The sequence below is a fragment of the Diplocloster hominis genome, assembly GCF_032380655.1.
In the GTDB taxonomy this organism is placed as follows: domain Bacteria; phylum Bacillota; class Clostridia; order Lachnospirales; family Lachnospiraceae; genus Diplocloster; species Diplocloster hominis.
In genome coordinates this window covers 44,411-64,696 of record NZ_JAWDIY010000006.1, presented here as the reverse complement: position 1 = coordinate 64,696, position 20,286 = coordinate 44,411, and the positions used below count along the sequence as shown (strand labels likewise).

Below are 20,286 nucleotides of genomic sequence, written 5' to 3'. Positions count from 1 at the left end.
CGGTTTGGGACATGTCCATTTCGGTTTGGGACATGTCAATTCCAGTTTGGGACATGTCCATTCCAACCTGGGACATATCCATTTTATAAATTATATTCCGGGTTTACACTGATCATCGGAATTACGATTTCGCATTGGGTCCCCACACCGTAAGTACTGTACAGCCGGACGCCGTATGCTTCTCCGAATGTGATACGGATACGCTCATTCACATTCAGGAGGGCACACCGGTTTCCTGACGTTTTCTTTGGGGAGCCATCCAGCAGTTTTTTATCCGAGACGAGCAAAGCGTTGTTAATCCGTTCCAGCTGGGCAGCTTCTATCCCTATTCCATCGTCTTCTACAGTAATGATCAGGCGGCTTCGGGAGGCGCGGAGTTTTATCCGTACCAGTCCAGGACCGGTTTTCGGCTCCAGCCCGTGAGCGATGGCATTCTCCACCAGAGGCTGCAGGGTAAGCCTGGGGAGATAGCAGGAGCGCAGATCTGAATTCTGCTCTTCAAAATCCGTAGCCAAGCGGAACCGGTTGTGGAACCGGAACTGCTGGATAGAAAAATAGTTGACCACATGCTGCAGCTCTTCCTGCACCGTAACCAGATTATCAGGCGCGTCTATACAGTAGCGGAAGATGGAGGCCAGAGCTTTCGCAATGTCGGCAATGGGTTTGGAACCGTCCACGAGAGCCTGCCCGCGGATGGAGTCAATGGTATTATAGAGAAAATGCGGGTTAATCTGGCTCTGCAGCGCATTGAGTTCCGCCCTCTTCTTCAGAAGCTTACTGTTGTACTCGTTGTTGATGATCTGCCGGACGGATAAGAGAACGGAATTAAATTCACCCGCCATGCCGCTTAGCTCCGTGATCCCTTCTTCCGATAGAAGATGATCAAAATCTCCGTCCGCGATCTGATGGAGGGCCGCATTCAGGCGGCGTGTGGGCAGATAGACGGCAAAAATATAAAACCCCAGCACCAGCAAGCAGAGTCCGCAGAACAATGCCGCAAGCAGCTTCAGGGGCAGTACGGACAGGGAATCCGGCCAAAATACAGCGTACAGCACAACAGCCGCACTTCCCCCCACCAGAAAAAGCATGAGGGCCAGCAACAGGACACTGTTGATATGAAGGCGAACAGGTCTTTGTCCGGAATAGGTCTGTGCTCTGGTTTTCTTTTTCATAGAATCACCTGCCGGATTTCTTACGGTAGGCAGAGGGAGTCATGCCCACCAGCTTCTGAAAGGTCTTACTGAAATGGCGCATATCGCCAAATCCCACAGCCTCAGCCACACCCGCAATGGTCTGCTGGGTATCCGTCAGGTAGGTCTTGGCAATGTTGATCCGATAGGCGGCCAGGTACTCTGAAAAACTGGTACCCGTGTCCCGCTTGAATATGTAACCAATATAGGAGGGCGTCCGGTAAAGCTGGTTTGCCACGTCTATCAGACGAATATTTTCCTGATAATGCCGGGACACATACCGCTTCATTTGAGCTGAAATATTCGTCTCATCACGGGCATGCTCCTGGTAATAAGCGCGAAGAGGAAGAACAAACAGTTCCCGCATCGCGCGTTTCATCTGCTGGATCGTGTCACACTCCTCCATGCGCTCCAGATATTCCCGGACCGTCAGCAGTCCGATCTGGGAGCCAATACACATCTGGGCTGCCGTCTGGCAGTACAGCTTGCTGATTTGTTCCAGCATGGAAAAAAGATCACTGCTCTTCCCGGAGATCTGCAGCATCTGGTCTGTGATATCGTTCAGATTCTGTTCCAGTTCCTCAGTTTCAAAAGTTTCCATAAGTGTCGTAAGCTGCAGCTCCCTGCGGACAGAAAGACGGTTGTGCGGGTTGTCGCGGCCGGATTTCGGTTTGCTCCAGAGATATAGGCGGCCCCATCCGTCATTCAAACGATTGCGCAACAGGCAAAAAGCAGCCTCATAGGATTGGTGAAGCAGGGGCCAGCTATTGGAGACAGGTCCCAGGGCAGCCGTGAGCTGGATGCCGGCAGGTCTGCACAGACTATCCTGGCACCGGAAGAGCTCCTTTGCCAGACGGGTATAGTCCTCAGAAGGTGTGAACGCAGTATTGATCATCAGAATCAGGCGTCGGCCGTCCCGCAAGGCATAGCTGTCATAAGCACAGTCCCTCAGCAGGCGGAGGGAAGCGTCAGTGATCTGCTGCAGAAGAACTGGTTCTGGAATCCGCTCCATATGGGTAATCATGACGAAAAAGTGGCCGTCCCGGAAATGGCAGTCATATTTTTGATTGATTCCCTCCAGCGAGAGCGCATAATTATCCTCGTCCCCGGACCGGACCGTCCTGAGAAGGAATTCCATGCGCAGTTCTTCCTGCCGGCTCCGTGCCTGTGACGCCGTCTGCCGGATGATCTGCTGGCTGCTGAGCCGCTCCACTGCGCTTTGCAGCGCCTGGCGGAGTTCTTCTTCCTCAAGAGGCTTCAGTACGAAGCTGACAGCATTGTACTTCATAGCGGCCTGGGCGTAGGCAAAACTGTCATATCCGCTCAAGATAATGAATTCCACCTTCAGATCGGTCAGCCGGACCTTCTCCATCAGCTCGATTCCGCTAAGCCCCGGCATCCGGATGTCGGTGATGACGATATCCGGCCGCAGGCGCAGAATCTTCTCATAGGCTTCGCCGCCGTCTTCCGCCTCTCCCGCCAGCTCCAGGTTCATACCGGTCCAGTCGATGCTGTTGCGTACCAGGGCAGTTACCCAGAATTCATCGTCTGCAATCAGTATCTTATACATCGTATGCACCTCCTGTCAGATCAAAAGCATGGCAAGCATCTTGTCATAGGAATAATCATTTTTCTCCATACATCGGACCGTGGTCCCATTTTTGACCAGCGTGGCCCTGTCCGTGTAGCGTACCAGTTCTTCGATGCGGTGCACCATACAGACGACGGAAAGGCCCTTGTATTTCAGGCAGGATAAGACCTTCTGGAAAGCAATGGCGTCCTGTTCATTTAAGGATGAGGTAATCTCATCCAGAATGAACAGCTTAGCCCCGGCGATGATGGCGCCTGTCATGGAGACCATGCAGCTTTGCAGATCCGTGAGATTGTCCGCACACTCCTGCAGAGGTATGGGAATATCAAAAAATTCCAGGTACTGCAGCGCCTGCCTGGCAATCTGCCGGCGCCGGAACTGCCATCCAAACTGCCGGCGGGCGATGAGATAGATGTTCTCCAGCACGTTCATATTCCCCTGCAGATTCTTTCCGCTGGCGATGGCATACAGCCCTTTTTGCCTGGATTCCGCAAAGGACAGCCGACCCACGGGCTGATCACAGTAGTAGATCTGACCCCGCTCCGGCTGCAGAGTTCCAGTACACAGACTGCACAGTGTGGAATGAGTGACACCGTAATCACCGATGATGCCGTGAATCTCGCCCTCCTGTACGCTGAAATTGAAATTACTTAGCAGATTGCCATAAGCGTCGCTGAACTGGACGTGGTCCAGACGAAGTATCTCGTTCACACTAACTCCCCCTCATTCCTCCCTTTCTAAATGCATCGTAACATAGATGCAAAAGTGTGTCAATTTTTTAGCAAACGGTCCTGATATCAGAAAAATAGCATAATTTTTCGACAATTTCAGACAAACAAAAGTAAATGTCAGAAAGTCTTTGAATTTTCACACATAATTGAGAATTGGCGCAGTTGTTTGCATGGGTGGAAACCGATAAAATTTAAGTAACACCTAAGTAAACGAAAAAGGGAAGGTGGTGTGAAGGTGAAACAAACAAACAGAGGGCAGATCGTGGTCGAGCTGCAGGATATCAGCAAACGCTTCGGCGGGACCGCAGCGCTCCATCAGGTGAGTCTGACGTTGAAAAAAGGGGAGATTCTGGGCCTGATCGGTGAAAACGGCGCCGGGAAATCCACTCTGATGAACATTATGTCCGGAGCGCTCAAACCCGATACGGGTACTATCCTTTTAAACGGAAAAGCCTATTCCCATCTGACGCCGGCCCAGGCATCCCAGTACGGCGTCCAGATCGTACATCAGGAGCTGTCTCTTTTACCGGAAATGACGGTGGCGGAAAATATTTTTCTCGGAAAGGAGCTGCGGAAAGGGCCGGGGATTATCCGAAAGCAGGAGTGCCGGGAAGAAGCCCGGAAGATTCTCACGCAGTTTGAGATTGATATTGACGTGAACCAAAAAGTGGCGGAGCTCTCCTCCGCGCAAAAGCAGCTGGTGGAGATCTGCAAAAGCCTGGCGGGAACCATCGAAGTGCTGATACTGGATGAGCCCACCTCATCCCTCACGGAGCGGGAGATGCTCTGTCTCAAACGGATTCTTCCCATGCTGCGGGAACAGGGCGCCGGGATTATTTTCATTTCCCATAAACTGGATGAGATCAAGGAGCTTTGCGACAGCATTGCGGTTCTGCGGGACGGCCAGCTGGTCCGCCGGGAACAGACTGAGGACGTGACCATTGAACATATGGTTCAGTTCATGGTCGGCCGCGATATTCATGACGAATACAGCAGCCCGCAGTTTGAGGGAGACAGGAGGCTGGTACTGGAAGTCCGGGACCTTTGCAGCAGGCAGTACGGTGAGGTGGAGCTCAAAGGCCTGAATCTGAAGGTCTATGCCGGAGAGATCGTAGGTATCTTTGGACTCATAGGCTCCGGACGCACAGAGATGATCCGTACTCTTCACGGCCTGCGCGCCATGCAGCAGGGAACAGTACTGGTGGGCGGAAAGCGGATGGGAAAGCTGACGCCCAAACGCATGATCTTAGAGGGAGTCGCCTGGGTGACGGAGGACCGGAGGCATGAGGGGGTCTGTCTGTCCATGTCGGTGAAAAACAATATCGGAATGCCTATATACGGGCAGGTAAGCAGACTGGGAGTCATAAACGGAAAACAGCTGAACGAGACGGTAGCGCGGTATATGGAGCATCTGGCGATCAAGACTTCCGGTGAAAATGCATGGGCCGAGACACTATCGGGCGGAAATCAGCAAAAGGTAGTGTTGGCTAAGTGGCTCGCTCTGGGGCCGCAGCTGCTGATTCTGGATGAGCCCACCCGGGGCATTGATGTGGGATCGAAGTCGGAGATCCATCGGTTGATCCGGGAACTGAGGGATGAAGGCATGGCGGTCCTGGCCATATCCTCGGAGATGCCGGAGCTCTTTTCCCTGGCGGACCGGATTCTGGTCATGCGAAACGGCAGCATTACCGGGGAAATCGTAAGGCAGGTGGGAGAGACCGTCTCAGAGGAAGCGGTTATGAAACTGGCGACGTTAGGAGTGTGAGAGTATGAGAAATGGAACCGGAATGAAAAGGCATTTTTCCATAAGCAATCATTTATTGAAATTCGGTGTTTTATATCTGCTGGTCCTGCTGATCGCCGCAGCGTCCGCGATGAGCAAACAGTTTCTGACGACCCAGAATGCCCTGAATGTTCTTCGTCAGGTAAGTCCTGTCATTATTCTGGCTCTGGGAGAAGGCATCGTGATCATTACCGCGGGAATCGATTTGTCCGTGGGCGCTCTGGTGGCCCTGTCCGGCATGGTGGCGGCCGGAGGCGTTTCCTTTTGGAACCTGCCCACCTTTGCCGCGGTGCTGCTGGCCGTCCTTTTCGGAATCGTATTCGGGCTGCTGAACGGGATTATCATCGCGAAGTTTAATATCTCCGCCATGATCGTGACCCTGGCTACCATGAATGCGGCCAGAGGAGCCGCCTATCTGTACAACGACGGGGCACAGATCATCGGACTTCCCGACAGCTTTACAGACATTGGACGGGGGTATCTGGGTCCCATCCCCATTCCTGCCATTCTCATGATCGTTCTCGTTATCATTATAGTTTTGCTGATGAACAAGACGGTTCTGGGGAAATATCTGTATGCCATCGGCGGAAACGAGGAGGTTGCCCGTCTGGCCGGCATCGGTGTGCTGAAAACCAAGATAACGGCCTATGCCCTCTGCAGTATGTTCGCCGCCCTTGCGGGGGTGATCTACGCGGCCCGGATGAATATGGGAGACCCGGCCATGGGCGAGGGGCTGGAGATGGACGCCATCGCTTCGGTTATCCTGGGCGGAATCAATCTCTACGGAGGGCAGGGGAGTATCCTGGGAGCGGTGATCGGAGCCATGTTCATAACCGTACTTGGCAACGCCCTGAATCTGAACGGAGTCAGTTCATTCTGGCAGTTAGTAGTCAAAGCGGTGGCGCTGATCGTCGCAGCTCTGATCTATACAAAGAAAAAAGTATGAGCCTATGCTCGCGAAAAACAGAAGCTAATGTTCACAGCAATGAGAGCATGCTCGCAACCATGAAAGGAGGAATCTGTATTATGAAGAAGAAAACCTTATGTTCCCTGTTGGCGCTGATCCTGGTGCTCACCATGCTGGCCGGCTGCGGCTCAAAGGAAAAGACGCCGCAGGCGGAACCTGCCGGGGCAGAACCTGCGCAGGCCTCTGTCGAACCGGAAGAACCGGAGGCGACACCAGCGCCGGCTGCGGCTGCAGCTGACGACAACCCGATCATTGGCTTTGCCAATTATTCCACTATTTCTTATTTTATGGATATGGGAGCTGCCGCGCATAAGACGGCAGATGAGGCAGGCTGTGAATTCCATGAACTTTATCACGGCGGGGACGCCTCCGTCATGGTGGAACAGGTGGAGGATCTGATCGCCATGGGCTGTAAGATCCTGATTACGGAGGAAACAGACGATACCAGTATGGTAAAAACCTTCCAGGAACTAAAGGAGAAGGGGATCATCATTGTCAGCTGTGACATCCGAACCAAAGAAGGGGTGGACTATTGGATCGCCTCCGACAATAAACAGATCGGCAGAACCTCCGGGGAAAATGCGGTGGCATACCTGACGGAAAAATACGGGGAGGCCAAGGGAACCATCGCGATCCTGTCCTCCAAGACGACGACCAGCATGATAGACCGTGCCGAGGGCTTCAAGGAAGTCATAGCAGAGTATCCAGGCATTGAGATTGTTGACGAGCAGTTCCCCACCGATTTCAGCGCGGTGAACATGATGACGCTGACCGATGATATCCTGCAGGTATACGGGAAGGATACCCTGGATGTGATCTTCGCCTCCAACCAGACCCAGGTGGAGGGAGCCAATTCCGCCATCGTCACGGCTAAAAGACAGGATGTGGCCCTCTTCGGCGTAGATGATTCCGACGCGATCTATGAAGCCCTCAAAGATCCCAATTCCACACTGCAGAGTACTGTGGTGCAGGATCCCATCGCTATGGGCGTACAGGCGGTCACGGCTGGTCTGGCCTTGTACCGGGGGGAAACCTTCGAATCCGACACCTACAATCCGGACGTGGTGCTGGTGACGAGAGACAACGTAGCGGACTATATGAGCGAGAAGGCCGCGCAGGTAGAAGAGCTGAAAGATTATTATAATTAACCGGGAAACAGCCCCAAATGGTTTGGCGGGGACGGCGGATGCCGTCCCTTAAGCCAACCTTTCCGTAAAAAGGCAGAGAAATAAAAACAGGAGGGATGCTATGCTGATACCAGAACCAAAACAAATACAAAACCTGGATGGTACATCCAAGGTTTTCCAAAGCATATGTGTGACCGGAAGCAGGGAATATAACGCCGATGGACTTTTAAAACGCAAGCTTTGGGATCTACCCGGCCTTTCCGTTGGAAATGACTATGAGATCCAGGTTACGCCCTTCGCCTCCATACCCGGGGAAGCGCCGAAGCGGCTGTTCCGGCTGCAGGGCTACCGGCTGCTGGTAGGCCGGGACAGGACGTACCTGCAGTGCGGCACGAGAGAGGGACTGGGACACGGCCTGTCTACTTTAAAACAGCTATTGATTGAGAAACCGGATGGCTATGCCCTGAGCCTGTGCGAGATCACAGACTGGCCGCTTATAGAAAAACGCAGCCTGTCCAACTGCCTGACCTGGTATTCCGGATACGGACGGATCGGATTTGACATGCAGCTGTTTGGCTATGAGGAGTGGCTGGAGTATCTGAACGTCTGCGCGGACTTGAAAATCAACCAGTTTAACTTATGCATCTATGGCTATTGGCCCTTTCACATGCCTGGTTATCCGGAGTCCGAATTCCGGGATGTACAGGTGCAGCTGTACAATGCGGAGGCGGACGCTTTCCTGTCCACCACCTTTACCCATCCGAACCTGGCGGATGAATTTCTCTCGAAACTGATCGCAGATGCCCATGACCTGGGTGTAAAGGTATACGCCTATATGGGCCTGAACAGCTACTCCGGCGGTTATCCGTGTGTGCATAAGGAAAAGCGGATGGTTCTGCCGGAGGGCTCCTCTTATATCAATGATTTTGACCGGATGTGCTTTTCCAAAGAAGAGAACATCCGCTATATGAAGGACTGCATCCGCAGAGTGGTACAGCTGGGATTTGACGGGATCGATTTTGAGGAAAGCGAAGAAGCGTCCTGGTTCTGCGGCTGTGACGATTGCAAAAAGAATTTCCTGAAGAATGGCCAGACGCCTTCGGAGGCCATGTTCCAGGCCAGCTTTTCTCTGTTTCAGGAGGTCTACGAGCTGGTAAAGGAGGAAAACCCGGACTGCGTCATCGGAATCCGGGCTTTCCGCCAGAATCCGCTGATCAAGTCTGCGGAGGATATGGAACGCATCAAAGCCGCCATTCCAGAGGACGTGGTGTTCTTCTGGTCACCGGGCCTCTACGTTCCCAAAAGCGAATTCCTGAAATGGATCGACGCCTTCGGACCGGAACGCATCGTAGGCCGGGACACAGAATCCAACGGCATCTCCGCCTGCTTCGGCCGTCTGATCCGCACCTTCCGCAGCAACGGTCTGCGCTGTGACAGCGAGCCGCTGCAGCAGTACATCGAGGAGGACGTGCGCCAGCACAGGGAAGCCGCCGAGCTTATGGTGGGAGGTTCCAATGGCTTTATGTTCGAGTGGTACGGCTTCTTCCTGCATTTGATGGTACACGCGAATTACCCCTGGGGCGGACAGATGGAGGAGGACGCATTCTACCGGGCCTGCTGCGAGCATCTGTACGGAGAATACGCAGACCGGGTGCTCTTTGCTTTACAGCATATGCTGACCATACATGAGAGTCAGTTAAATATCTTCCCCCAGTACCTGCCCTTCGCCGCCCACAAGGTGGAACCCCAGGATGAGCCGGCAATCCGGGAAGCCATGGCGGTTACGGAAGACATCATCCGTGATCTGTCCGATCTGCTGGATCAGCTTAAAAAGGGCGGCGCCCGCCAATCCAATGTCAACCACATACAGAAACTGCTGTGCGCAAACCGCAGAAACGCTGTGATTTACCGGATGGCGCTGGCGGACCTGAAACTGCTGATTGAAAAAGCTCCCCAAAAACGGACCGCTCTTCTGGAAGAACTGAAGAAGTTAAATGAAGAAAACTTTGAAATAGTCAAGCATCATTATTTTGATGTATGCCCTATGACCACCACCGGAATCAAGTCCTGCATGATACCTTACCATGAACTGAAGCGTGTGATCGGCAATCAGCTGCATCCGGATACCGCGGACGAGGAAATGATCTATCTCGGGGTGGAGGCCCTTGGATGGCTGTAAAGACAAAAGGGACATCGAAAGGGGGACATGTCCAAATAGAAAGGGGACTGGCACATTCCGTCAATAAAATAGGCTTATTAGGTAACAAATGGCGGAAGGGGCCTGTCCCCGGATGCTGACTCGTGCAGAGTAAAAAGGGGACATGTCCAAACCGGAATGGACATGTCCCCTTTCGACTATATCAAATTCCTGATCTCTGAACATATCCTCTTTGCCACCTTCGGATTATTCATGGTAAATATATGTATCCCATCCACATCATTGGATAACAGCTCCACGATCTGACTCACCGCATAGGCCATCCCCGCGTCAAAGAGGGCATCCCGCCGGTCTTCATACTTGCTCATGATCCGTCTGAACTTCGGGGGCAGGGACGCGCCGCACAGGGACACCATCCGCTCGATCTGGGCTTTATTGATAACCGGCATAATACCGGCCTCGATGGGGACATCGATCCCGGCGATCCGGGCCTTCTCCTGGAATCCATAGAAAAATTCATTGTCGAAGAACAATTGGGAAACCAGATGACTGACCCCCTCGTCGACCTTATGTTTTAAATTCCGTATATCCTGGATCTGGTTCTCCGCCTCCATATGCCCTTCCGGATAACAGGCGCCGCTGATATGGAATCCTCCGTATTCCCGGATAAATCTCACCAGATCGCTGGCATAAGCAAAATCCTCTTTCGGTTCCACCTCCGGATTCCGGTCGCCCCGCAGCGCGAGAATATTCTCAAGTCCCGCCTCCTTAAGCTCATCCAGAATCTCACAGATCTCCCGCTTCGAATAATTCAGACAGGTCAGATGAACCAGCGGCTCCACATGATAATCCTTACGGATTTTCTTCGCCAGTTCCACCGTTCGGCTGCTGATCCCGCTGCCGCCGGCCCCGAATGTCACGCTGATAAAATCCGGCTCCAGCTCACATAATACTTTCAATGTATCGTCGATCTCCTCTAATTCCCGGTTCCGCTTAGGCGGAAAGATTTCAAAAGAAAGCACCGGCTTCCCCGGCTGAAACATTTTCTCTATCCGCATATGATACATACTCCTTTGTCCAAAAATCCATTCTGCAGCTTACATGCGCCGCCCAAAACAGCCAACGCTGCTTCGTAAACCCCGCTTTTTTAATTGTACCAGATAACAATATACGGCGAAAGACTTTCCTTATCATCTTTTCCAATAATTCCAACAGTTCTAATTATTCTAATTATTCCAATCATACCTAACCCTTACAATCATATTTTAGTAACGTTATATACTTGTCTTAGTGCAGGGCTGAGAGGGGAGCGGCGGCTCTTTAGTATCCGCAGGCAAATTTTTTCGCCGCCCTCTCCGTCTCCGCTCATTCTAAAGCATCCCAGCCAGTATAAGGCTCGCCGCCACCCCGGCAAAGGTCGCCACCAGCGCTCCGGCCAGCGTATATCTTGTCTTGGTCACCTTAGCCGTCATAAAGTATACGCTCATGGTATAGAAGATCGTCTCGGTACAGCTCATCATAATCGAAGTGATCGTCCCCAGGACAGAATCCGGCCCGTACTGCTTGAAGATATCCAGTACCAGAGAGGTAGCCGCAGAGGAGGAAAACATCCGGACAATAATTAACGGTACCAGCTGCGACGGCAGATGGATTACATTAGTGAATCTCCCCAGAACATCGGCAATCATATCCAGGAACCCCGATGCCCTTAGAATACCTACCGCTACCATCAGCCCGATCAGCGTAGGCATGATCCGTATCACCGTCTTGAATCCGTCTTTTGCTCCTTTGACGAAATCATCATACACGTTTTTTTTCATCAAAATGCCATGCCCGACTATGTAAAATATCATAAGCGGTATTATAAAATCAGAGATAAAGACCAGAAATTTCATTTGATTAAGTCCCTTGTTTCCATTGATATATTATATGAGCCTTAACATCAGCGCATACCTATCCTTCTGATTCCAGCTAATGGAGCTTCCTCTCATACCCCATTTATTATTTCCTGTTCCATATCCGGGAGCTGTATGAGTTGGGCGTACTGACCGTAGGACGCTGAAATGGGTCTATTCCGCCGGAATCTATGGGCTGGGCGTTTTTTATCGGTACAATCAAAAGAAGAACATTGTAATATCCGGCGGGAAAGGATAAAATATGAATGACGCAAAAACAAAGAAACCCGAGGTAAACATGCGGCCGGAATTAAAGAAACTATGTGGAATGCCCGATTATAATCAGGGATTCCATTCTAATGGCAGGGGAGCAAACCAATGCTGAATATCTTTTTATTTATGGAAGAACAACAGATTCCCTATCGGCTGATAACCGGAGATCCAGCCACATCTGCGGACATTGCAGGAGTAATGTCCGCAGGCTCTCCCCTGTCGCCGGAGTCTGGCGAGCATTATGCATACCTGGCCGCCCCCGGTGAATCCCCGTTTTCCGGTTCCCTTCCCGTGCAGGCTGGTATAATCATCTATCCGGCAGGAGAATCCCTCCTATTGGACAGCTGTCATAATTCAAAATCATCCTGCTGCCAGATCCAGCTCAGGGATTCTTCCTATACGGTGCCAATCCTGGAACGTCTGCTGCTGCAGGAACTTCACAGGCTATCCGTCCGTCAGGAAGAACTTCTTCGTTCTGAATATATCGATCTGGTTTCCATGGTTTCGAGAGGCGCCTCCTTACATGAGCTTGAGCAGTTCGGGCGCCGTTTGTTACAGAACCCGCTGATGATCACGGACGAATCTTTCATGCTCTTAGCCTATACCCAAAATCAGGACGTTGACGATCCCATCTGGAATGAAATCATAAACGCCAGCTACAGCCCCATGAAATTAGTGAACCAGACAGATGTCAATGCATTCTGGGAACGTCTGGAGAACTCCTCCATTCCTCTATTTGTTGACGATGAGGCATTCAAAGGCTGCAGCAAGCGGGTTGTGGCTCGTATTAAGATCGGATCAAAGACGAAAGGTTATATTGCCCTTTTGGAAATCGAAAAAAGAATCACCTCCCCGGACCTGTACGTTCTTCAGATGTTAGCGGAAGTGTGCGCAGTTAAAATCAGTGAGAGTAATACCATCTCTGCTGCGGTCGGTCAGATGAAAAGTGAATTTACCAAAGATCTGCTTCTGGGCAACATGCAGTCGGAAGCTATGATACACAACCGTGCCGAGTCCATGCATTTACAGTTCCGGCAGTGGAATGCTGTTGCCGGTGTATGCGGAGAAGATAACCAGATCTATATCGGCCGCTATCTGGATGATCTGCGTCAGTTCTTTTTGCGAACTGCGGATCTGTGTATCTATACCTTTGATGGAACCACCGGTTACTTCATCTTAAGTTTCCGCAGTCAGAAAGCTTATCAGTACCTTTTCAGTGATGCAGTGGATCATTATATGGAAACTCATCAGATGCTTTGCGCACTGAGCCATCCCGTAGAAGGGTTGTCAGCCCTGGCCCTGGCTTTCCGGGAGACCCGCCGCCTATGCGGCCTTTTTCCCCATCTGCGCTTAGTCAGCCCGCGGCACCTGTATCCTTATGAAAGATATCTGCCGAATCTGCTGCTGGAGCACGCTTATACCCGAGACGACCGCCAACTCTACCGCTGCCATTCATTTGAAATACTGCTGGAAACGGATCTTCGTGAAAAAAGTTCCTATGTCGATACGCTCCGCTGTTATTTTCGGCACAATCAGAATGTTGGTGAAACCGCCGACTCTCTCTATGTCCATCGCAACACAATTAATTATCGTCTGAATAAGATACGTGAGCTTCTCGAAGAAGATTTTGATGATTTTCAAGTACGCCTGAATCTGCAATTGTCCATAATGTCCTATGATATGAATCTATAACGGCCTCAAATTGTTCAAATGCACAATTTAAGGCCGTTTATTTTTCTCTCTCATCAATGAAAATCCCCGAATTGTTTGTTAAACTATTATCAAATCTTTTTAACACACTCATCTGTATAAGGAGGATTCCCATGAACTATGACAAATTGTTAGAACCCGGTAAAATAGGGACTATGGAGCTGAAAAACCGGATGGTCATGCCCGGTATGGGTACAAATCTGGCCGCTGCGGACGGAACAGTGTCCGACGTCATCGTCAACTACTATGCCAGACGCGCCAATGGCGGTATGGGCCTGATTATCACGGAGGTATGCTGTCCCGATCCCTCCGGGCGCGTGATTCCCGGAGAAATTGAAGCCACGAAAAACAGCTTCATGCCCGGCTTAAGCCGGATTCCTCACGCCGTACACTCCGGCGGAGCCAAGGTCTGTCTGCAGTTGGCTCACGGCGGTTGCTTTGCCGGGGAAGGCGTTACCGGCCAGCGGCCCCTCACCCCCTCCGGAGTTGGAACCATGCAGCTTCCCGGAGAGAACCCTAAGGAGATGACTATCGATGAAATCCATGAACTGATCGAAAAATATGGCCAGGCAGCAGCAAGGGCCAAAGATTGTGGATTCGACGCCATCGAACTGCACGGGGCACATGGTTATATGCCGTTACAGTTCCTGTCGGCCTATACCAATCATAGAACCGATGAATACGGCGGATGCCTGGAAAACCGCGCCCGTTTCGCGTTGGAAACCATACATAAGATTAAAGAATATACCGGTTCTGACTTTCCGTTGATCTACCGGCTGTCGGCAGATGAGGATGTGCCGAACGGGGTCTCCTTGCAGGAAGCCTGTTCATTTGCCGTAATGGCACAAGAGGCCGGCGCAGACGCTATTCACGTATCTGCCGGGACCTGGGACTCCAGGCTCCACAACTATAACGAGGTGATGGCCGGGAAAAAATCCCCGGAGGGTCTAAACTTAAGCCGCGGTGTCGCCACCTCCATGTGGGTCCCGCCGAACTATACTCCCAGAGCCAGTCTTGCAGACCTGGCCGCCGAAGTGAAAAAACATGTTTCCGTCCCAGTCATTGCGGTGTGCAGTATCACTCCGGAAAAAGGGGAGGAAATACTGGAAAACAATGGCGCAGATTTTATTGCTTTCGGACGGCAGACCATAGCTGATCCCGATTACGCCAATAAGATCAAAGAAGGAAAAGCCGATACCATACGGCGCTGCCTGCGCTGTAACGAATGTCTTGGCGAAGTCATGCGCAACTGTGGAATCTCCTGTGCGGTAAACGCCGAAGCCGGAAAAGAATTCGAAGGTTTCACGCAGGTTACACCGGCTATGAAGAAGAAAAATATAGCGGTTATCGGCGGAGGTCCCGCCGGTATGCAGACTGCCCTTACCGCTGTGGAACGGGGCCACAAGGTTACCCTGTTTGAAAGGAACCATGAACTGGGCGGGCAGCTCTATTATGTCTCTTTACCGGACTTTAAGATCGATTACCGGGATTATACCAGCTATCTGATTCAGGCCGTCATGTCCTGCGGTGCGGATATCCGGCTGAATGTCGAAGCGACACCGGAAATGATCCTGGAAGGCGGCTATGACACAGTAATCGCCGCCAACGGTGCAGATACTTTCAGGCCGGGTATCCCCGGCGCACAGGATAGCACCATTCTGGACCCGCTGAAAGTCCTGGATCACAAAGAAAGCACCGGTAATTCCGTGATCGTCTGCGGCGCCGGTCTGGTCGGCTGCGAAGTGGCCATGGTGCTGGCCGAAGAGGGCAAAGAGGTGACAATGATTGATCTGCTTCCTGCCGCAGCACCGGAACTGGCGGTATATACGAAATGGGTATTGGACGCGAAACTAGCCGAGCTGGGAGTTCATTTGAAGATGAATCACAGAATTGTAGAAATGACCGGAGCCAAAGTGGTCTGCCAGACCGGAGGAAAAGAAGTGTCTTATGCAGCCGATTCCGTCATATGTGCGTTGGGATTAAAATCCAGAAAAGCATTGGTGGAAGAGCTGCGCACCAAATGTAAAGGTGTGGAAATTATTCCTGTAGGGGATGTAAACAAACCAAGAAAAATTATGCAGGCCGTACATGAAGGATTCCACGCCGCCAGAAGAATCTGACTATAAATCATATGGGGCTGTCAGGTAATAAAATTTGCATACCAGATATTCATGTGAGACCCTCAATCGTGTTTCCTATCTGCTATGACTGATTTATTTCCTACAGTCCCATTCCGTTAAAGATCCCTTCCCGGATTTTCTTAGTGTCAGCTATGGCCCTGTTTATGTCTTTTCCTGCCCATGATCTTAGCGAAGGCTACCCCAACGATAGTGGAAATCAGGGTAGCCACAATGGCCGGCGCCACAATGGACGTGGGATTCACCGATCCATACTGGCTCCGGTACGCGATGATATTCACCGGGATCAATTGCAGGGACGAGATGTTAACAATCAAAAAGGTACACATATCAACGCTGGCCACCTTGCTGTCCCCGTTTAGCTCCTTTAGAGACTTCATGGCCTTAAGCCCGGCCGGCGTGGCAGCCCAGCCCAGTCCCAGGAAATTCGCTATGATATTTGTCGTAATATGCTCCCGGGCCTCATGGTCTTTGGGAACGTCCGGAAACAGAAATCCGATCAGCGGCTGGATTTTTTTCGTCGCGGCCTGGATCAGGCCCGAATCTTTGGCAATCTCCATAAGGCCCACCCACATCGACATAATTCCCACCATGGTAATACATAACGTGACGGCCTCCTGGGCAGAGTCCAGCGCCGCGTTGGAAACCTCCGGCATCTTGCCGTTAATCGCGCCGTAAACGACACCGATCACAATCATAAATCCCCATAAATAATTCAGCATAGAGACTCCCGCTGCTATTTTTTTACACTATATGAAAATTACATGTCAAATATGTGGTTGCCATATAAAACAAATAAATTTATAATAAAAATATAGGGATCTAACACTAAATATAGGGAGGTGCGTTTATGAAAGATACTGGAGTTGTCCGTCGCCTGGATGAGCTAGGCCGTATAACCTTACCTATGGAGCTGCGCAAAACACTGCATCTGCAGGAACGTGATGCTTTACAGATCTTCGTGCAGGAGGATAAAATTATCCTGCAGCGCTATGAACCCTGCGATATTTTTACAGGTGAGTCGGAAGATTTGGTTGACTACAACGGAAAGAAAGTATCAAAAAATTCTATCCGTAAATTGGCACAACTGGCAGGCTTGAAAATTGAAGAGGGCTGAGCGTACCGAATCCGTAATGCTCTAACCTCTGCTGACAACGAAATATATTATGCTTGAGAACAGCCGAAGATTGGAATCTCCGGCTGTCCTGTATTTATTACATCTTATGGATTTTTTGTATATTATTTTACTAAGAATTTTGCTTAAATTTTTTTCACATAAATTATTATCTGATGTTTTATTTCCTTTATGGTTATTCGCCTTTCGGATTATCTTTTACACTTTGAGCAATGTGCCCGTATCCCGGGCTTCTACCTGCGGCTCATAAGGAACTGGTATTCCGTATTTCTATTCTGCTATCCTATTCCTTCCTCTTTTTTCCTACCTGAAAACCGCAAAAATGCCAATGTGATACTTCCCGCTCCTATAGCCAACAGGAACAGCCACACGATAGGCGTATGATCTCCCGTGTCAGGCGCCGACGCTTTTTCCGTGGACTTGTTCTTTGTATCCGTATTATTGCCATTATTCGTATTACTGTCTGTGCCGGTATTATTGTCAGTATCAGGAGCAGTACCGGTATTATTATCGGTGTCTGGAGCGGTACCGGTACTATTATCGGTATCAGGAGACGTGCCGGCATTATTATCATCAGGAACCGTACCTGCATTGTCATCACCTGAAGGCTTATCGCCGTCAGAAGCCTTTGCCAAGGTCAGCGATGTGGCAGCTGCCCCGTCCGTAAAGTTAATTACAACCGAATGGGTACCAACGGATAATGCTGACAGATACTCCGATGTAAACGTAACGATTGTTGAGCCTTCTGTCACTTTATAATTTGTACCATCCAACGTATTGCCGTCTACGGCTACATTTACAAACTTGCGTATATCTGCATGCACCCGAATGAAAACGGTCCCGTCAGCCTGAGGAACAACTGTCTGATCCGCGCCCTCAAGAATCGGGTATGTCACAGGCAGCGGCGTGTCCTTGTAATCGCATGCGATAGAGCCAATGGTTAACGCTCCGGTTTTTACACCATCCTGAAAATGATATACCGGTCTTTGGCCGTCCCTGGTATATCCTGCTTCGGCAATTGCAAAGCCCTCGTTATTGCCTGATACATCGACACCGCCCGCGGGCATTACATGAACGATCTTAGGGTCCGCCTCACCGGTGAATGTTACTACAGCCGCGCGGTTGCCGAATCCATTATCCGCCGCCACCCACAATACCTTTTCATAAGTATCATAATCCAGTGCCATGGCGCCGCCCAGCTTACTGTCGATGTCCGCGATCTGTACGGCACTCCCATCCTCATTTAACACGTAAGCATATACATGTCCATTATCTTCCAATGCTACGAAGAATACGCCGTCCGCTATAGCGTCCGGATAATTCTCTGCGTTAAATCCGGCATTCGTGTTCTGATCATAGAGCATGTCCGTCACGTCCTCATTAGAGACCCACTCTACCGATTCTATTCCGGTATTGGCCGCAACCTGGGGCAGGGACGCTGTCAAATCCCACTCCTGCAGCGCAATCACATCTGTTCCTTCTTCCCCCGGGTCCACCTTCAGGATTACATTGTAGTTCACACCCTTCGCGGAATTGTCACGTTCTGAAGCAATATATACAAACCCCTCCGCATCCACGCTGATTCCTTCCGCGTCCGGCCCGGCAGCAAAAGCATGATCTGCGTCCTTTTGGAAACGGACCCGCTTCCCGTTCTCAAAGCCTTCTGCAAAAGTAAGCGTTCCATCCTGCGCCGCATCCAATATCCAAAATTTCCCTGTGCCATTGTCCACCGCATACAGCTGGCCGTTATAGAAATCTAATCCGGAAGAATCTTCCAAAAAAGTGGGTTCTGTGTCAAAGGGAACCACTTCCCCTTTCCCCGGCCATGCAATAACCTCAGGAATCCCGTCAAATACATTGGCTGCGCCGGGAGTTGGTTCTTTCGTATTTCTATACTCCTTCCCGTTCACATCCGGGTATAAGCCCCAGGTTGGGCTTGTCTGATCCACCCAGGTTGTACTCGCAAGGAGCAGATCGTTTTCATACATACGTACCCTGTCATTTTTCCCAAGGCCAAACCCAAAATCATTCTCCGTAAACACGATAAATCCATAGGCCGGAATCTTTGTTCCTGCAGGTATGGTATATTCGTGGGTATCATCGTCATCCTTGATCACGATTCCTGATATATCCAGCTCAGTTGCCGTATTGTTGGCAAGTTCTATCCAATCCGGTCCGCCTTGCGGGTCCTTAGACTGTATCTCATTCAAAACCACCGGATTTTTAACTATATTTGCCTCCCCTTTTGTAGACACCGCAAAATCAATAAATTCCCCGGTTCCGTCAGGGATACGCGCAAAAACCCCGTTTGCGTGATCCTCCCAGGCAAATTCCGCAACCACAATACGATCCTTGTTATAAATAGTCACCTGATCCGCTTTTCCCAGGCCGAATGTAAAATGTTCCATTTGATCGAATACATAAAACTCTCCCGGATTCAGAACCGTTCCTTCAGCCACGGGGGTCACGTCCGCAGCATGTCCCACCGGATCATTGTCCATCAGATACCAGCCGCTCAAATCCACAGGTGTCGTTCCCGCATTGTAGATTTCCGCCCAGTCTGTGGCATCCCCGTTAGATTCCACTTCATTGATCACGATGGACGGCGTATACCAGCTATTGCCCTCACCCGGTGTTTCAGGCATCAGGGTGAAGGACCCTGTTCCGTCCGGATAGCGTCCAAAGGACGCTGCCGACTGATTTCCCTCATAACTGGCATGCTCCGTCCATGCGTACTCATCCAGCAGAGTTCCCGCTGCGTCATACAGCCGGATAGAGTCCCCGGAACCGATTCCGATCGCCTCCTGAAATTGTCCGTCCTCATAGGTATCCGACTGGTCCTGGTATACCCGGCCTGCCGTATCCGCATTCACCAGCAGGAATTCACCCGGATTCAGACTCGTCCCGTCCGGGAATCTCCATCGGTGGTCATCCGAATTGTCCCGGATTTCATAACCGGAAATGTCCATGGCCTCCGTACCCACATTTGTAAATTCAACCCAGTCATCCGGCGCGGAATTGATCTCATTTATCACCATCTGACCATACTGGGGATCTGGCTCCTGGTCACCGCCGCCGGCAATGTTTAACTGCCCTTTCGTCGCATCCTGATCCAGGAAACCGCCTGTGCCGTCCGGAACGCGGGAATAAGTCCCGGCCGCATGGCCGGACCACTCATAGGAATCCAGAACCTGGCTGTCAGCATCATACAGTACGGCTTTGTCATTCTTTCCTAAACCAAAATCAAAATTCAGGCCGTCCTCTAAAACCAGAACCGCTCCCGCTTCCAACACGGTGCCCTCGGCTATGCGCCATGCGCTGCCATCTGTCAGGCGTTCCAATTCCTTATCATCTGATAGAAACCATCCGCTGATATTTACCTCTTGATCACCCGTATTCATGATCTCTACCCAGTCATTTCCGCCATTCGCGTCATCGGATTCAATCTCATTGATAAATACGGTATTTTCGGTCTCCGCTGCGTTTACTACCTGCGCATATTGCATCGGTGATGATACCATGAAAACCAATTCCAGCATGCAAAGTGCGCGAATCCATATGCTCTTCTTACTTCTTTTCATAATATGC

At 50.9% G+C, this 20,286-nt stretch carries 14 protein-coding genes; 7 read left to right on the top strand and 7 right to left on the bottom strand.

Going from position 1 to position 20,286, the window contains the following annotated elements; all coding sequences use genetic code 11:
* Positions 1 to 83 precede the first annotated feature (83 nt).
* From ABC831_RS07415 to ABC831_RS07405, 3 genes are read right to left on the bottom strand one after another with little or no spacing between them, the layout of a single operon-like run.
* On the bottom strand, positions 84 to 1,172 hold the full coding sequence (locus ABC831_RS07415) for a sensor histidine kinase (protein ID WP_343247584.1): 1,089 nt from the start codon (positions 1,170 to 1,172) through the stop codon (positions 84 to 86).
* 4 nt (positions 1,173 to 1,176) lie between these two features.
* A complete protein-coding gene (locus ABC831_RS07410; protein ID WP_343247583.1) occupies positions 1,177 to 2,760 on the bottom strand; it encodes a response regulator transcription factor in 1,584 nt (527 codons plus the stop codon).
* A gap of 15 nt (positions 2,761 to 2,775) precedes the next feature.
* Entirely contained in the window at positions 2,776 to 3,492 is a 717-nt protein-coding gene (locus ABC831_RS07405) for an ATP-binding cassette domain-containing protein (RefSeq protein WP_158351287.1), read from the bottom strand.
* A 255-nt stretch (positions 3,493 to 3,747) separates the two neighbouring features.
* Between ABC831_RS07405 and ABC831_RS07400 the strand changes: the two genes are divergently transcribed.
* The 4 genes from ABC831_RS07400 (at position 3,748) to ABC831_RS07385 (ending at position 9,568) form a co-directional block, all read left to right on the top strand.
* Positions 3,748 to 5,277, top strand: a complete 1,530-nt coding sequence (locus ABC831_RS07400; RefSeq protein ID WP_343247582.1) for a sugar ABC transporter ATP-binding protein — start codon at positions 3,748 to 3,750, stop codon at positions 5,275 to 5,277.
* A gap of 4 nt (positions 5,278 to 5,281) precedes the next feature.
* Positions 5,282 to 6,241 carry an ABC transporter permease gene (locus ABC831_RS07395; RefSeq protein WP_158351289.1) on the top strand — a complete coding sequence of 320 codons (960 nt, stop codon included), beginning with the start codon at positions 5,282 to 5,284 and terminating at the stop codon, positions 6,239 to 6,241.
* Between the two features lie 80 nt (positions 6,242 to 6,321).
* Positions 6,322 to 7,410 (top strand): sugar ABC transporter substrate-binding protein, encoded by a 1,089-nt coding sequence (locus ABC831_RS07390; protein ID WP_343247581.1) that lies wholly within the window; start codon positions 6,322 to 6,324, stop codon positions 7,408 to 7,410.
* A gap of 100 nt (positions 7,411 to 7,510) precedes the next feature.
* On the top strand, positions 7,511 to 9,568 hold the full coding sequence (locus ABC831_RS07385; protein WP_343247580.1) for a glycoside hydrolase family 20 zincin-like fold domain-containing protein: 2,058 nt from the start codon (positions 7,511 to 7,513) through the stop codon (positions 9,566 to 9,568).
* Positions 9,569 to 9,744: 176 nt separating this feature from the next.
* On the opposite strand, the gene metF is transcribed toward ABC831_RS07385, so the two are convergent.
* A complete protein-coding gene (gene metF, locus ABC831_RS07380; RefSeq protein ID WP_343247579.1) occupies positions 9,745 to 10,605 on the bottom strand; it encodes a methylenetetrahydrofolate reductase [NAD(P)H] in 861 nt (286 codons plus the stop codon).
* Between the two features lie 312 nt (positions 10,606 to 10,917).
* Positions 10,918 to 11,442: a nucleoside recognition domain-containing protein gene (locus ABC831_RS07375; protein ID WP_158351293.1), complete on the bottom strand. Its 525-nt coding sequence runs from the start codon at positions 11,440 to 11,442 to the stop codon at positions 10,918 to 10,920.
* 399 nt (positions 11,443 to 11,841) lie between these two features.
* Between ABC831_RS07375 and ABC831_RS07370 the strand changes: the two genes are divergently transcribed.
* Complete coding sequence (locus ABC831_RS07370; protein ID WP_343247578.1) at positions 11,842 to 13,407, top strand: PucR family transcriptional regulator; 1,566 nt, start codon at positions 11,842 to 11,844, stop codon at positions 13,405 to 13,407.
* Between the two features lie 131 nt (positions 13,408 to 13,538).
* The gene (locus ABC831_RS07365; RefSeq protein WP_343247577.1) at positions 13,539 to 15,545 is read left to right on the top strand and encodes an FAD-dependent oxidoreductase; all 2,007 of its coding nucleotides are present in this window, start codon (positions 13,539 to 13,541) and stop codon (positions 15,543 to 15,545) included.
* 146 nt (positions 15,546 to 15,691) lie between these two features.
* On the opposite strand, the gene ABC831_RS07360 is transcribed toward ABC831_RS07365, so the two are convergent.
* Positions 15,692 to 16,285 (bottom strand): nucleoside recognition domain-containing protein, encoded by a 594-nt coding sequence (locus ABC831_RS07360; RefSeq protein ID WP_343247576.1) that lies wholly within the window; start codon positions 16,283 to 16,285, stop codon positions 15,692 to 15,694.
* A 128-nt stretch (positions 16,286 to 16,413) separates the two neighbouring features.
* Between ABC831_RS07360 and ABC831_RS07355 the strand changes: the two genes are divergently transcribed.
* Positions 16,414 to 16,680: an AbrB/MazE/SpoVT family DNA-binding domain-containing protein gene (locus ABC831_RS07355; RefSeq protein WP_343247575.1), complete on the top strand. Its 267-nt coding sequence runs from the start codon at positions 16,414 to 16,416 to the stop codon at positions 16,678 to 16,680.
* Between the two features lie 296 nt (positions 16,681 to 16,976).
* On the opposite strand, the gene ABC831_RS07350 is transcribed toward ABC831_RS07355, so the two are convergent.
* Entirely contained in the window at positions 16,977 to 20,279 is a 3,303-nt protein-coding gene (locus tag ABC831_RS07350; RefSeq protein WP_343247574.1) for a lamin tail domain-containing protein, read from the bottom strand.
* Positions 20,280 to 20,286 lie beyond the last annotated feature (7 nt).

What these genes read in the sequence shown, in the direction of transcription:
- ABC831_RS07415 (WP_343247584.1), bottom strand. Translation starts at nt 1,172, where the DNA reads ATGAAAAAGAAAACCAGAGCACAGACCTATTCCGGACAAAGACCTGTT.
- ABC831_RS07410 (WP_343247583.1), bottom strand. Translation starts at nt 2,760, where the DNA reads ATGTATAAGATACTGATTGCAGACGATGAATTCTGGGTAACTGCCCTG.
- ABC831_RS07395 (WP_158351289.1), top strand. Translation starts at nt 5,282, where the DNA reads ATGAGAAATGGAACCGGAATGAAAAGGCATTTTTCCATAAGCAATCAT.
- ABC831_RS07390 (WP_343247581.1), top strand. Translation starts at nt 6,322, where the DNA reads ATGAAGAAGAAAACCTTATGTTCCCTGTTGGCGCTGATCCTGGTGCTC.
- ABC831_RS07385 (WP_343247580.1), top strand. Translation starts at nt 7,511, where the DNA reads ATGCTGATACCAGAACCAAAACAAATACAAAACCTGGATGGTACATCC.
- metF (WP_343247579.1), bottom strand. Translation starts at nt 10,605, where the DNA reads ATGCGGATAGAGAAAATGTTTCAGCCGGGGAAGCCGGTGCTTTCTTTT.
- ABC831_RS07375 (WP_158351293.1), bottom strand. Translation starts at nt 11,442, where the DNA reads ATGAAATTTCTGGTCTTTATCTCTGATTTTATAATACCGCTTATGATA.
- ABC831_RS07370 (WP_343247578.1), top strand. Translation starts at nt 11,842, where the DNA reads ATGGAAGAACAACAGATTCCCTATCGGCTGATAACCGGAGATCCAGCC.
- ABC831_RS07365 (WP_343247577.1), top strand. Translation starts at nt 13,539, where the DNA reads ATGAACTATGACAAATTGTTAGAACCCGGTAAAATAGGGACTATGGAG.
- ABC831_RS07360 (WP_343247576.1), bottom strand. Translation starts at nt 16,285, where the DNA reads ATGCTGAATTATTTATGGGGATTTATGATTGTGATCGGTGTCGTTTAC.
- ABC831_RS07355 (WP_343247575.1), top strand. Translation starts at nt 16,414, where the DNA reads ATGAAAGATACTGGAGTTGTCCGTCGCCTGGATGAGCTAGGCCGTATA.
- ABC831_RS07350 (WP_343247574.1), bottom strand. Translation starts at nt 20,279, where the DNA reads ATGAAAAGAAGTAAGAAGAGCATATGGATTCGCGCACTTTGCATGCTG.